The organism is Paraburkholderia sp. MPAMCS5 (assembly GCF_036016995.1).
Lineage (GTDB): Bacteria > Pseudomonadota > Gammaproteobacteria > Burkholderiales > Burkholderiaceae > Paraburkholderia.
Window position 1 is genome coordinate 20,385 of record NZ_JAYXBK010000023.1, and the last position, 13,941, is coordinate 34,325.

Here is a 13,941-nt window from a genome sequence, read left to right on the forward strand (position 1 = left end):
CGTTACTCCAGCGCCGCTGCAACCAGTTCGGCGACGTCCAGCACTTCAGGACGCGGCCCGACTACGCCTTCTAGCATCGCCGTGCAATTCGGGCAGCCCACGGCGACGATCTCGGCGCCGATGCCGCGCGCGTCGTCGATACGAATGTCCGGAATGCGGCGCTTGCCCGGAATGTCGGTCAAGGGCGCGCCGCCGCCACCGCCGCAGCATCGCCCACGCATGCCGTTGCGCTCCATTTCCACGACCTTGATGCCGATGCTCTTCAACACGCGGCGCGGCGCCTCGGTCTCACCGTTATAACGGCCCAGATAGCAGGGGTCGTGATACGTGATCTTGCGCTCCGCATGCGCGGCGGCTGCGCGCGGCGACAGCTTGCCGCTCGCGACGAGTTCGTCGATCAACGCCGTGTGATGCTGCACCTCGTAAAAACCGCCCAACGCGCGGTACTCGTTGCGCAAGCTGTGCAGCACATGCGGGTCCGCCGTGACGATCTTGCCGAACGAATACTGCGAGAGCGTGCCGATCAGCTTCTGCGCGAGCTGCTGGAATGTGGCTTCGTCGCCGAGACGCCGCGCCGTGTCGCCCGTATCGGTTTCCACGCCGCCGAGCACCGCATAGTCGATGCCCGCGCGATTGAGCACCTTGACGAGCGCGCGCAGCGTTCGCTGATAGCGCATGTCGAACGCGCCTTCACCGGCGACCAGCAACACCTCCACGCGACGCCCCGGCTGCGCGACCTGCACCTGCAAATCGACGGCCCAGTCATAACGCGCGCCGATGTCGTAACCATTCGAGCTGCCGGTTTCGCGCAGATTCGCCAGCGTGATCGGCCCCTTGCCGGGCACGACGCCTTCCACGAGCGTCTGATTTCGGCGCATATCCACGATCGCGTCCACATGCTCGATCAGCATCGGGCACTCCTGCACGCAGGCGCGGCACGTGGTGCACGACCACAGCGTCTCGGCTTCGATCAGGCTGGAAATCAAGGGCTTTTGTGGCGCGCCGCCGTGCTTGCCGACCGGAATGCCGGGCGTGGGACTGCCTGCGTATTCGGCGTCGGTGCCGCCCACCATGCCCGTCACCAGATCCTGGATCAGCTTCTTCGGATTGAGCGGCTGACCCGCGGCGAACGCGGGACACGCCGCTTCGCATTTGCCGCACTGCACGCACGCATCGAAGCTCAGCAACTGGTTCCAGCGAAATTCGACAGGCTTGCCCACGCCATATTCCTTCGCGTCCAGAACCGGCGCCTTCAATGCGGTCGGCGGCACGAGATCATGATCGTTACGCTCGGCAAAGCGCTCCTGACGCGGATGAAACGCGAGATGCAACAGACCCGCCAGCGCATGCTTCATCGGGCCGCCGCGCGCGGCGCCGAACGTCATCGTGAACGCGCCCGCAGCGATCAACAACGCAACGATGATGGCGAGCGCGCCGGACATCGCCGAGGCAGGCAATGCGATGAACAGCAGCAGACCGAGCGCGAACGAACCGAGCAGCAGCGGCAGGTGATCCCAAGGCCCACGCGAGAGCCGCGCGGGCACCGCCTTCGCGCCATGACGGCGACGCCACACGAACACCGCGCCGACCAGCATCACGAGCGCCGCCAGAAAGATCAGCTTGTCGAGCCACGGCGAGTAGATCGCGAGACCGTAGTTGACGAACACGAGCGCCATCGCGAGGATCGCGCCGCCGGCGGTCGCCACGTGCGTTTTCGCAATGTACGGATCGCGCGCGACCACGTGATGCAGGTCGACGAAATAGCGCTTCGGAATGGACAGCAGATTGGCCCAGCCGTACGCGCCCGCCGCCGTCGCGCGGCCTTCGCGCCAGAACGCGGCGCGCCTGGCGAGCGCGAATGCCAAACCCGCCATCGACAACCACAACAGCACGGTGATGACAGATACGGGGCTCATCGTCAGAAATCCTTGCAAAGGCGCAGCGCGTCGTAAATCGCGCCGTGAATGTTGTGCATGGAGATGCAGTCGCCGACGCGAAACAGCAGGAAACGGCCATTGCCGAGCTGTTCGGACAGCGACGGCTGCGGCTCGGACGCGAAGAGCTTATGCACGTCGATCTGGCCGCGATTCACCGACTCCGGCTTGAGCTTCCAGTACAACTCGTCGTTCGGCGTGCTGCCATTTTCGATCACGACCTGATCGACCGAGCGCTCTTCCTGCTCTTCGGTGTACTCGTTGCGGATCACGGCGATCTTCTTGCCGTCTTCCTCGTACACCCTGTCGAGCCAGTAATTCGGCGTATGAATCACGCCTTGCGCATAGAGGCGCCGATAGAAAATCGGGAAGGTCGTGCCGCCCACGTCGTCGGCCACTTTCACGTCGGGCGTGACGATCTCGACATTCGAGCCGCGACTGGAGATGAAATCCGCGACGCCCGCGCCCGCGTGCGTGCTGACGCCGTCATACACGAGCACGTTCTTGCCGGGTTCGACCTTGCCCGAGAGCACGTCCCACGAACTCACCGCGAGGCCTTCCTCGACGCCCCACGCCGCGACTTGCGACGTGAACGACGAGCCGCCCGTCGCCAGTACGACGATGTCCGGCTTCTCGGCCATGATGGTTTTGTCGTCGGCGGCGACACCGAGACGCCGGTCCACGCCGAGGCGCTTTGTCTCCATGTCGAACCAGCGGACGATGCCCGCCATCTGCTCGCGCTGCGGCGCCTTGGCCGCGAGCATGATCTGGCCGCCGACATAGTCGTTCTTCTCGAACAGCACCACGTCGTGGCCGCGCGATTTCGCGACGCGCGCCGCTTCGAGTCCGGCGGGCCCCGCGCCGACCACCACCACCTTGCGCTTCGGCCCGTTCGTGCGCGCGATCACATGCGGCATGGTCGCCTCGCGCGAGGTGGCCGCGTTCTGCACGCACAGCACGTCGAGCCCGTTGTACTGACGGTCGATGCAATAGTTCGCGCCGACACATTGCTTGATTTCGTCCTCTCGGCCATCGCGAATCTTGATGACCATATGCGGATCGGCAATCTGCGCGCGCGTCATGCCGACCAGATCGACCATTCCGCTGGCGAGCAGACGCTCGGCCTGGCCCGCATCGCGAATACTTTGCGCATGCATGACCGGCAGCTTCACGACCGACTTGATGCCGGCCGCGAGATGCACGAACGGCTCGGGCGGCAGCGCCATCGGCGGCATGCAGTTGGCGAGCGTGTTGTGCGTATCGGCGCCGGAGCCGATCACGCCGAGGTAATCGATCAGGCCGCTTTCGCTCATGGCCTGGGCGATTTCCTTCAACTGCTCGTGATCGAGGCCGTCTTCATGGAACTCGTCGCCGCACATGCGCAAGCCCACGCAGAAGTCCGGGCCCACCGCTTCGCGCACGGCCTTCAGCACTTCGACGCCGAAACGCAGGCGGTTTTCGAGCGAACCGCCCCATTCGTCGGTACGGAAGTTGGTGCGCGGGCTCCAGAACTGATCGATCAGATGCTGGTGCGCCGCCGAGATTTCGACGCCGTCCATGCCCGCGTCCTTCACGCGTTTCGCGGCGGCGGCGAAGTCGCCGATGATGCGGCGAATCTCTTCCACTTCGATGATCTTCGCGTTGCCGCGATGCACCGGCTCGCGCACGCCGGACGGCGACATAAGATGAGGCCAGTGTTCGCCATGAAATGCCGAGCGGCGGCCCATGTGCGTGGCCTGAATCATGATCTTGGCGCCGTGCGCGTGCATCGCTTCGGCGAGTCGCGAGAGCGGATCGATGATCTTGTCGGTGGCCAGATTCACCGATTTCCACCAGCCTTGCGGGCTGTCGATCGACACCGGGCTCGACCCGCCGCACACGGCGAGGCCCACGCCGCCCTTGGCCTTTTCTTCGTAGTAGCGGATATAACGGTCGCCGGGCAGGCCGCCCGGTTCCGCATAGACCTCGGCATGCGCGGTGCTGACAATGCGATTGCGCAACGTCAGCTTGTTCAGCGTGAGAGGTTTGAAAAGGTTCGGGTAACGCATCGCATCGACCTCGGAATGATATGGCTTTGTTGCGCTATGCCGCGAGCGGCGACACTTCGAACACGCAATGGTCATGGCCTTCGGCCGCGCATCGCGCTTCTTTCGATTGCGAAGGCGGACCTTTGCGCGCGCCCTCCGGCGCGGTGTCGTTGACCCAGTCCATCGCGCCCGCGAACCAGCCGGCGAACATGTAGCACAGCTTGCCCTGCTTGCCCGGTTGCGCGAGCACGAACGACGAGTGATGCAATTCGATGCGTGCGTGCGACGTGGCCGGATCGGCTTCGGCAATCGTGAAGAGACCCCAGCCGCGCTGCGAAAGCCGCTTCAGGTAGTGCTCGAATACGGCCATGCCGGCAATGCCGTGCTGTTTCGCTTCCTTGTCGCACCAGAAATACGCGGACTTGAAGCCGGCCTTGTAGAGAATCGCGGCATACGTGTCGATGCCGAGCGCTTCTTCGACGGCGGTGTGGTTGTTCGTGAAGAAATGACGCGGCACGTAGAGCATCGGCAGCGCGTCGGTGGTCCAGACGCCGGTGTTCGGATCGACGTCGATAGGCAGTTGGGGTTGCATGGAAAGACTCCGCTTTTTTGTCGTTGAATGGGCTTACTGGATGCGTGACGATCAGACCTTCCACACTTCGCCGAAAATGCGAACCCAGTTTTCGCCCATGATCTTCTTGATGCGCGTCTCGCTCCAGCCCGCGCGCTCCATCGCGGCGGTCAGATTCGGAAACTCGCCGATGGTGCGGATTCCTTCCGGATTCACGACCTTGCCGAAGTTCGTCAATTGACGATAACGGCCCTTGTCGTGCGTGATCCAGTCGAAGAACTCCGTGCTATAGCCTTGCGTGAAATCTGTGCCGATGCCCACCTGATCTTCGCCGATCACATTCACCACGTATTCGATCGCCTCGATATAGTCTTCGACGGTCGCGTCCGGGCCGCGCTTGAGGAACGGCGCGAACATCGTCACGCCGACAAAACCGCCCGCGTCGGCGATCTCTTTCAGTTGTTCATCGCTCTTGTTGCGCGGATGTTCTTTCAGTCCCGACGGGCAGCAATGCGAGTAGCACACCGGCTTTTTCGATGCCGCGATTGCCTCGGACGAAGTGTTGCCGCCCACGTGCGAGAGATCGACCATGATGCCCACGCGATTCATCTCCTGAATCACTTCGCGGCCGTAGCCCGAGAGGCCGCCGTCGCGTTCGTAGCAACCGGTGCCCACCAGGTTTTGCGTGTTGTAGCAAAGCTGCACCACGTTCACGCCGAGATCCTTGAAGGCCTCGATATAGCCGAGGTTGTCCTCGAAAGCATGGGCATTCTGGAAGCCGAAAATAATGCCGGTCTTGTTCTCTTTCTTCGCGCGGAAGATGTCGTCGGTGGTGCGCACGAGCGTGAGGATCTCGCTGTATTCGCGGATCTGCTGCTTCATCTCGGCAATGTTATCGACCGTCTTCTGGAAGCTCTCCCAGACCGACACCGTGCAGTTCACCGCGGTCACGCCACCCTTGCGCATGTCCTCGAACACCGAGCGCTCGAACTTCGAAATGTTCAGACCGTCGATGATGATGCTGTTTTCGTGCAGGTTGCTCATCGTGTGCTCCGGGTGTGCTCAGTAGATGGGAAAGCGTTCGCACAGCGCGAAAATCTCGCGGCGCACGCGTTGTTCGGTGGCGGCATGGCCTTGCGGATGCTCGCGCAGCGCATCGAGCACTTCGACGATCAGCCGGCCCACGTCGCGGAATTCGCTCAAGCCGAAGCCGCGTGTAGTGGCCGCCGGCGTGCCGAGGCGCACGCCCGACGTCACGGTCGGCTTTTCGCTGTCGAACGGAATGCCGTTCTTGTTGCAGGTGATGCCCGCGCGTTCCAGCGCCTGCTCGACCTGATTGCCCTTCAAACCCTTCGGCCGCAAATCGACCAGCAGCAGATGGTTGTCCGTGCCGCCCGTCACGAGATCGACGCCGCCTGCCTTCAGCACATCGCCTAGCGCCTGCGCATTGGCGAGCACATGGTCGATGTAGGTCTTGAAGCCCGGTTGCAGCGCCTCGCCGAACGCGACCGCCTTGCCGGCGATCACGTGCATCAGCGGCCCGCCTTGCAAGCCCGGGAACACCGCCGAGTTGATCTTCTTCGCGATCTCTTCGTCGTTGGTCAGCACGAAGCCGCCACGCGGACCGCGCAACGTTTTATGCGTGGTGGACGTGACCACATGCGCATGCTCGACCGGATTCGCATGACGTCCCGCCGCGATCACACCGGCAATGTGCGCCATATCCACCATCAGCTTCGCGCCGACGCTATCGGCAATCGCACGCAGACGCCTGAAATCCAGCGCGCGCGGATACGCCGAGAAGCCGGCGATCAGCAGCGACGGCTTATGCTGCTGCGCGAGTTCCTCGATCTGCTCGTAGTCGATCAGCATCGTGTCGCGATTCACGCCGTACTGAACCGCGTTGAACCACTTGCCCGAGAGCGCCGGCTTCGCGCCGTGCGTGAGGTGGCCGCCCGCGTCGAGCGACATGCCGAGCACCGTGTCGCCTGGCTTCGCCAGCGCGAGCATCACCGCGCCGTTCGCCTGCGCGCCGGAATGCGGCTGCACGTTCGCGAACTTTGCGTTGAAGAGTTGCTTGATGCGATCGAGCGCGAGCGTCTCGATCTCATCGGCATATTCACAACCGCCGTAGTAGCGCTTGCCCGGATAACCTTCTGCATACTTGTTGGTCAGCACCGAACCTTGCGCTTCGAGCACCGCGCGCGACACGATATTTTCCGACGCGATCAGTTCGACTTGCGACTGCTGGCGCTCAAGCTCTTTCAAAATAGCGCCGCGCACCGACGCGTCGCGCGTGGCCAGCGATTCTTCGAAGAAGGGATTCGGGTTCGACATGAAAGGTCCGTGAGGTCGTTGACGTTAGGCGCCGGAAGCGTTGATGGGCCTTCGTTTCTGCCCTGTTGCCGCCGGATTGCGTATGTCTATTCTTGACGCTTGCATCGCGCTTCAATTTATGAATTCAGACGCGTTCTTTGCCTTTTCCGCCATGAGCGACCTTTTTTCACAAGTCGCTCGCGGCGTCCCGCTTGTGTCGTGAACGACGCGTCAGTAATGACCCTGAGTCATGTAACGGCAGAAGGCCCGAAGGCGCTATAGAACGATCGTTCGCGCGCATCAGATGCTGCGCTGCGGTTGCATCGCGGGCCGCACGCAGTGCCCGTTTGCGGTGCTCGGCGGACGGGCGGCGGCGCTCTTCTGGTGCCGCTTTTCACGCATTTGTCCGCTGTTTCGCGAGCCGGTCTCGAAGACCGAGGGTTTAGCCTGATGGCATGCTAGTTGCGCTAGTCCTCAAAATCACAGGAGTCACTGCTCCCCACAGCGACGCGACATTACAGATTCGAAGGAATCACTCCTCTCATGTCCACCGATCGTACGGCGTCACTGTCGCATTTCGCCTTCATGCCGCTTCCCGACTTCACGATGATCGCCTTCACCAATGCGATCGAAGTGCTGCGCATGGCGAACTATCTGACGGGACAGTCGCTTTATCGCTGGTCGATCGTGAGTCCGGAAGGCGGCCCGGTGGCGGCAAGCAATGGTCTCTCAGTCGATACGGGTCCGGTGGAATGCGTCGGCCAGCCGGACATCGTGTTCGTGATCGGCGGCATCGACGTACAGCGCGCGACGACGCCGGCGCATCTCTCCGCATTGCGCCGCTTTGCCCGCATGGGCTGCGTGCTGGGCAGCCTGTGCACCGGCACTTACGCATTGGCGCGCGCCGGGTTGCTCGCGGGTTACGCCTGCGCGATTCACTGGGAGAACATGTCGGCGCTGAAAGAAGAGTTCCCCGATACGCGCTTTCTGAAAGAACTGTTCGTGATCGATCGCGACCGCGTCACGTGCACGGGCGGCGTCGCGCCGCTCGACATGATGCTCAACCTGATCGCGCCGCGCGTGGGCACCGCGCGCGTCACGCAGATCGCCGAGCAGTTCATCGTCGAACACGTGCGCGACACGAACGCACAACAGAAAATGCCGCTGGTGGCGCGCCTCGGCTCGGCCAACAAGTCGCTCTTCGAAGTCATTTCGCTGATGGAGAACAACATCGAAGAGCCGCTGTCGCGCGAGGAACTCGCGCGCCTCGCGGGCATGTCGCAACGGCAATTGCAGCGCCTCTTCCGCGAACATCTCGGCATGACGCCCACGCACTACTATCTGACGCTGCGCTTGCGGCGCGCACGCGAATTGCTGCTGCAAACCGATATGTCGATCATGCACATCACGATGGCGTGCGGCTTCCAGTCGGCCTGCCATTTCTCCAAGAGCTATCGCGATGCATTCGGCACCGCGCCCACGCGCGAGCGGCGCAAGCAGGCGCCTTCGCTGGGTTCGCCGCCGGTGCTGGCGGCTTGAGCGGCACGGGCACGCGCGTGTTACTCAGGTAACTCTGAAGCTTGGTACGCAAACGAAAACGCGTTGAACGGAAATCCGTTCAACGCGTTTTTTATTGCAGTCCGCTATTTCATGCGGACATCGCCCGGACATCGCCCGGACACTAGCCGGACACTAGCCGGACACTAGCCGGACACTAAGCGGCCTTCAACAAGCCGTGCGGATCGAGCACAAACTTGCGCGGCGCGCCGCCATCGAACTGACGATAACCATCGGGCGCCTGATCGAGCGAAACCACCGTCACGTTCACGATGTCCGCAATCGGCAAGCGGTCCCACAAGATAGCCTGCATCAGATTCTGGTTGTACTTCATGACCGGCGTCTGGCCGGTATGGAACGAGTGCGACTTCGCCCAGCCGAGTCCGAAACGCAGGCTCAAGCTGCCTCTGCGCGCGGCGGCATCGGCTGCGCCCGGATCGTCGGTGACATAAAGGCCTGGAATGCCGATCGCGCCGGCTGCGCGCGTGATTTCCATCAGCGAGTTGAGCACGGTCGCGGGCGCTTCTTCGTGCGAGCCGCTGCTGCCGTGGCCATGCGCCTCGAAGCCGACGCAATCCACCGCGCAATCCACTTCGGGCTTGCCGAGAATCTGCTCGATCTGCTCGCCGAGCGTGGCGTCTTTCGACAGATCGACGGTCTCAAAGCCCATCTTGCGCGCGTGCGCGAGGCGCTCCTCGTTCATATCGCCGACAATCGTGCACGCCGCGCCCAACAGACGCGCCGACGCGGCCGCCGCCATGCCGACCGGCCCCGCGCCCGCGATATACACCGTCGCGCCCGGCTTCACGCCAGCCGTCACCGCGCCGTGATAGCCGGTCGGCAGGATGTCGGAGAGACACGTGAGGTCGCGGATCTTCGACATGGCCTGATCGCGGTCGGGGAACTTCAGCAGATTGAAATCCGCGTACGGCACCAGCACGTACTCGGCCTGACCGCCGATCCAGCCGCCCATGTCTACGTAGCCATACGCGCCGCCCGCACGCGACGGGTTCACGTTCAGGCACACGCCGGTGTTCTGCGACTTGCAGGTCGGGCAACGGCCGCAGGCGACGTTGAACGGCACCGACACGAGATCGCCAATCGACAGCGTCTCCACGTCGCGGCCCACTTCGATCACCTCGCCGGTAATTTCATGGCCGAGCACGAGGCCGACTTGCGCGGTCGTGCGGCCGCGCACCATGTGCTGGTCGGAGCCGCAAATATTCGTGCTGACGACTTTCAGAATCACGCCGTGACCGATTGGGCGGCCACGTGGGTCGACCATCTTCGGATAGTCGATCGATTGCACTTCCACCTTGCCCTGCCCGAGATACACGACACCGCGATTGCTGCTCATTGAATGTCTCCATGGCTTGTGAGGGGCGAGCCGCCTGTGCGCGGCACACCGTTCAACGAGCGTAGCGCCCGCTGCGCGCGACCACCTGCATTGAACGCGACATGGGTTTGGCTGGAACCGACATCGCCGGCGCGATCGAGTTTTTATTGATTGACCATTCAATATAAAAAACATACGATGCGCCGATCGGACATGCCGGCACAACCGCCGCCGCGCACGGTTCATTCTTCACACCATCACCATGCCCAAACTCGGAATGCGCGAAATCCGCCGCGCGCAATTGATCGACGCCACGCTGCTCACCATCGACCAGACCGGTCTGGCGGGCGCGACGCTCGCGTCGGTGGCGCAGCGCGCGAGCATTTCGACCGGCATCGTGAGCCACTATTTCGGCGACAAGGACGGCTTGCTGGAAGCCACCATGCGCCACGTGCTGCGCGATTTGTGGCAAGCCACTTCGCGCCGCCGCCGCGCGGCGAAGTCCGACCCGCGCTCGAAACTGCGCGCGGTGGTCGCCGCCAATTTCGACCCTGAGCAAACCAGCGCGCCCGTCATGAAAACCTGGCTCGCGTTCTGGTCCGAGAGCATGCACAAGCCGTCGTTGCGCCGGCTGCAATATGTGAATACGCGCCGTCTGAACTCGAATTTGTGCGCGGATTTTTCGAAAGCGATGCCGCGCGGCGCGGCGCGGCGCGCAGCGAGTGGCCTCGCCGCATTGATCGACGGATTATGGCTGCGCGGCGCGCTCTCGGGCGAGCCGTTCGATACGAAAGCGGCGCTGCGCGTGGCAAACGAATACATCGATCTGGTTCTGACGGCGCGCGAGTAGACGGGCGAGTAGACGGGCGCGCGAGCAGAAGACCCGGCGACATCTTTAAAGGAGCAAGTCATGGCGTTATTCGCAACGCAACGTCTCTACATTGGCGGCGCATATGTAGACGCGACCGGCGCGGAAACTTTCGACACCGTCGATCCCGCGACCGGCGAGACGCTCGCCACGGTGCAGCAGGCGAGTGCCGCCGACGTCGATCGCGCCGTGCAATCCGCGCGTGACGGGCAACGCGAGTGGGCCGCGCTCACCGCGATGCAGCGCTCGCGCATCTTGCGCCGCGCCGTCGAGATTCTGCGCGAGCGCAACGACGAACTCGCCGCGCTCGAAACACGCGACACCGGCAAGCCGATTGCAGAGACGCTGGCCGTGGACATCGTCACGGGCGCGGACGTGATCGAGTATTACGCGGGCCTCGCCACCGCAATCGAAGGGCAGCAGATTCCGCTGCGGCCTTCGTCGTTCGTGTACACGCGACGCGAACCGCTGGGCGTATGCGCGGGCATCGGCGCATGGAACTATCCGATCCAGATCGCGTGCTGGAAGTCCGCACCGGCGCTCGCCGCGGGCAATGCGATGATCTTCAAGCCAAGCGAAGTCACGCCGCTGTCGGCCTTGAAACTCGCCGAGATCTACACCGAAGCCGGCGTGCCGCCCGGCGTATTCAACGTGGTGCAAGGCGACGGCCGCGTGGGCGCGATGCTGGCCGCGCATCCCGACATCGAGAAGATTTCCTTCACGGGCGGCGTGGAAACCGGCAAGAAAGTGATGTCGCTCGCGAGCGCGTCGTCGTTAAAGGAAGTGACGATGGAACTCGGCGGCAAATCGCCGCTGCTCGTTTTCGACGACGCCCATCTGGAGCGCGCCGCCGATATCGCCATGAGCGCCAACTTCTTCAGCTCCGGCCAGGTCTGCACGAACGGCACGCGTGTGTTCGTACAGCGCGGCGTGCTCGCGCGTTTCGAGGCACTCGTGCTCGACCGTGTGAAGCGCATTCGCGTGGGCGCGCCAAACGAGTCGAACACGAACTTCGGCCCGCTCGTGAGCGCCGCGCAATTGCAGAAAGTGCTCGGCTATATAGAAAGCGGCGTGCAGGAAGGTGCGCGATTGATCGCGGGCGGCAAGCGTCTCACCGAAGGACATTTCGGCCACGGGCAATATGTCGAGCCGACCGTTTTCAGCGGCTGCCATGACGACATGCGCATCGTGCGTGAAGAGATCTTCGGGCCGGTCATGAGCATTCTCGTATTCGACGACGAAGAGGAAGCCATCGCGCGCGCCAATCGCACTGCATATGGGCTTGCCGCCGGCGTCGTCACCGAGAATCTCTCGCGCGCGCATCGCGTGATTCATCGGCTGGAAGCGGGCATTTGCTGGATCAACACATGGGGTGAGTCGCCGGCTGAAATGCCCGTGGGCGGTTACAAGCAATCGGGCGTGGGCCGCGAAAACGGCACTACCACGCTCGAACACTACACGCGCATCAAGTCCGTGCAGGTCGAACTCGGTCCGTATCAACCGGTGTTCTGAGGAGCGCAGCCATGACCGCGAATGAATATGACTACATCGTCGTGGGTGCGGGTTCGGCGGGCAACGTGCTCGCGTCACGCCTGACGGAGGACGCCGACGTGACCGTGCTGCTGCTCGAAGCAGGCGGCCCCGATTACCGCTTCGATTTCCGCACGCAGATGCCGGCCGCGCTCGCGTATCCGTTGCAAGGGCGCCGCTACAACTGGGCCTATGAAACCGATCCCGAGCCGCATATGAACAATCGCCGCATGGAATGCGGGCGCGGCAAGGGACTCGGCGGGTCGTCGTTGATCAACGGCATGTGCTATATCCGCGGCAATGCGCTCGATTACGACGGCTGGGCCGCGCGCGCGGGTCTGGAGAACTGGACCTATCTGGATTGCCTGCCGTATTTCCGCAAAGCCGAAACGCGCGACGCCGGTCCCAACGCCTATCACGGCGGCGACGGTCCGGTGCATGTGACCACGAGCAAACCCGGCAATAACCCGCTTTTCGCCGCGATGGTCGAAGCCGGCGTGCAGGCCGGTTTTCCTCGCACCGACGATCTGAACGGCTATCAGCAAGAAGGTTTCGGTCCCATGGATCGCACGGTCACGCCGAATGGCCGGCGCGCGAGCACCGCGCGCGGCTACCTGGATCGCGCGAAGGCGCGCTCCAATCTGAGCATCGTCACGCATGCGCTCAGCGACCGCGTGCTGTTCTCGGGCAAGCGCGCGATCGGCGTCGCGTATCTGCACAATGGCGCGACGATCAATGCGTATGCGCGGCGCGAAGTGCTGGTGTGCAGCGGCGCGATCGCATCGCCGCAACTGCTGCAACGCTCGGGCGTGGGCCGCTCGATGTGGCTGCGCGACCTCGACATTCCACTGGTGCACGATCTGCCGGGCGTCGGCGAAAATCTTCAGGACCATCTGGAGATGTACATCCAGTACGAGTGCAAGGAGCCGGTCTCGCTCTATCCTGCATTGCAGTGGTGGAATCAGCCAGCCATCGGGCTCGAATGGATGTTGAACGGCACCGGAATCGGCGCGAGCAATCAGTTCGAAGCAGGCGGCTTCATTCGCACTCGCGACGACGATGCGTGGCCGAACATCCAGTATCACTTTCTGCCGGTCGCGATCAATTACAACGGCTCGAATGCGATCAACATGCATGGCTTCCAGGCGCATGTGGGTTCCATGCGTTCGCCGAGCCGCGGCCGCGTGAAGCTCACGTCGCGCGATCCGAATGCACATCCGGGCATTCTCTTTAACTACATGGCCGATCCGCTCGACTGGCGCGAGTTCCGCGACGGCATCCGCATCACGCGCGAGATCATGCGGCAACCGGCGCTGGATCGTTATCGCGGACGCGAGCTGAATCCCGGCGCGGAACTGACCACCGACGAGCAACTCGACACCTTCGTGCGGGCTCGCGCGGAGACCGCGTTTCATCCGTCGTGTTCGTGCAAGATGGGCTATGACGACATGGCCGTGGTCGATAACGAAGGACGCGTGCACGGCATGCAGGGACTGCGCGTGGTCGATGCGTCGATCATGCCGCTCATCACCACGGGCAATCTGAATGCACCGACCATCATGCTCGCGGAAAAAATCGCGGACCGGATTCGTGGACGCGAAGCGTTGGCGCGTGTCGATACGCCCTACTTCGTCGCGAACGGCGCGCCTTCGAGAAAGCGCGACCGGGTGACGGCCTAGTTTTTCAGCCGTGGCTTTTCAGGTCATGCGGGCGGCGGGCTCTCGGCGCCCGCAAGTTTTTCTTGCCCCTCCCGCAAGTTATCCTCGATTGTCAGCGGAAAGCGAAAGGCGAATAGTGCCGCA

11 protein-coding genes are annotated in these 13,941 nt (G+C 63.1%); 4 read left to right on the forward strand and 7 right to left on the reverse strand.

Translation table 11 applies throughout. The annotated features are described in order from the left end of the window. Positions 1-2 precede the first annotated feature (2 nt). Genes VOM14_RS29620 through VOM14_RS29640 form a run of 5 tightly spaced genes read right to left on the reverse strand, consistent with a single transcriptional unit; the run spans position 3 to position 6,869 of the window. Positions 3-1,916: a (Fe-S)-binding protein gene (locus VOM14_RS29620; RefSeq protein WP_327632278.1), complete on the reverse strand. Its 1,914-nt coding sequence runs from the start codon at positions 1,914-1,916 to the stop codon at positions 3-5. 2 nt (positions 1,917-1,918) lie between these two features. After that, positions 1,919-3,982, reverse strand: a complete 2,064-nt coding sequence (locus tag VOM14_RS29625; protein WP_327632279.1) for an NADH:flavin oxidoreductase — start codon at positions 3,980-3,982, stop codon at positions 1,919-1,921. Positions 3,983-4,016: 34 nt separating this feature from the next. After that, positions 4,017-4,553 (reverse strand): DUF5943 domain-containing protein, encoded by a 537-nt coding sequence (locus VOM14_RS29630; protein WP_327632280.1) that lies wholly within the window; start codon positions 4,551-4,553, stop codon positions 4,017-4,019. A gap of 51 nt (positions 4,554-4,604) precedes the next feature. After that, entirely contained in the window at positions 4,605-5,576 is a 972-nt protein-coding gene (locus VOM14_RS29635; protein WP_327632281.1) for a dipeptidase, read from the reverse strand. 18 nt (positions 5,577-5,594) lie between these two features. Then, complete coding sequence (locus tag VOM14_RS29640) at positions 5,595-6,869, reverse strand: serine hydroxymethyltransferase (protein WP_327632282.1); 1,275 nt, start codon at positions 6,867-6,869, stop codon at positions 5,595-5,597. A gap of 522 nt (positions 6,870-7,391) precedes the next feature. On the opposite strand from VOM14_RS29640, the gene VOM14_RS29645 reads away from it, so the two are divergent. Then, positions 7,392-8,387, forward strand: coding sequence for a GlxA family transcriptional regulator (locus tag VOM14_RS29645; protein ID WP_327632283.1), 996 nt, complete (start codon positions 7,392-7,394; stop codon positions 8,385-8,387). 175 nt (positions 8,388-8,562) lie between these two features. On the opposite strand, the gene fdhA is transcribed toward VOM14_RS29645, so the two are convergent. Further along, a complete protein-coding gene (fdhA, locus tag VOM14_RS29650; RefSeq protein ID WP_327632284.1) occupies positions 8,563-9,762 on the reverse strand; it encodes a formaldehyde dehydrogenase, glutathione-independent in 1,200 nt (399 codons plus the stop codon). Positions 9,763-9,814: 52 nt separating this feature from the next. After that, positions 9,815-9,994, reverse strand: a complete 180-nt coding sequence (locus VOM14_RS29655) for a hypothetical protein (RefSeq protein WP_327632285.1) — start codon at positions 9,992-9,994, stop codon at positions 9,815-9,817. 9 nt (positions 9,995-10,003) lie between these two features. Between VOM14_RS29655 and betI the strand changes: the two genes are divergently transcribed. From betI to betA, 3 genes are read left to right on the forward strand one after another with little or no spacing between them, the layout of a single operon-like run. Next, positions 10,004-10,591 (forward strand): transcriptional regulator BetI, encoded by a 588-nt coding sequence (betI, locus tag VOM14_RS29660; RefSeq protein WP_327632286.1) that lies wholly within the window; start codon positions 10,004-10,006, stop codon positions 10,589-10,591. Positions 10,592-10,651: 60 nt separating this feature from the next. Further along, positions 10,652-12,121, forward strand: coding sequence for a betaine-aldehyde dehydrogenase (gene betB / locus VOM14_RS29665; RefSeq protein WP_327632287.1), 1,470 nt, complete (start codon positions 10,652-10,654; stop codon positions 12,119-12,121). An 11-nt stretch (positions 12,122-12,132) separates the two neighbouring features. Then, complete coding sequence (gene betA, locus VOM14_RS29670; protein ID WP_327632288.1) at positions 12,133-13,818, forward strand: choline dehydrogenase; 1,686 nt, start codon at positions 12,133-12,135, stop codon at positions 13,816-13,818. Positions 13,819-13,941: the final 123 nt, after the last annotated feature.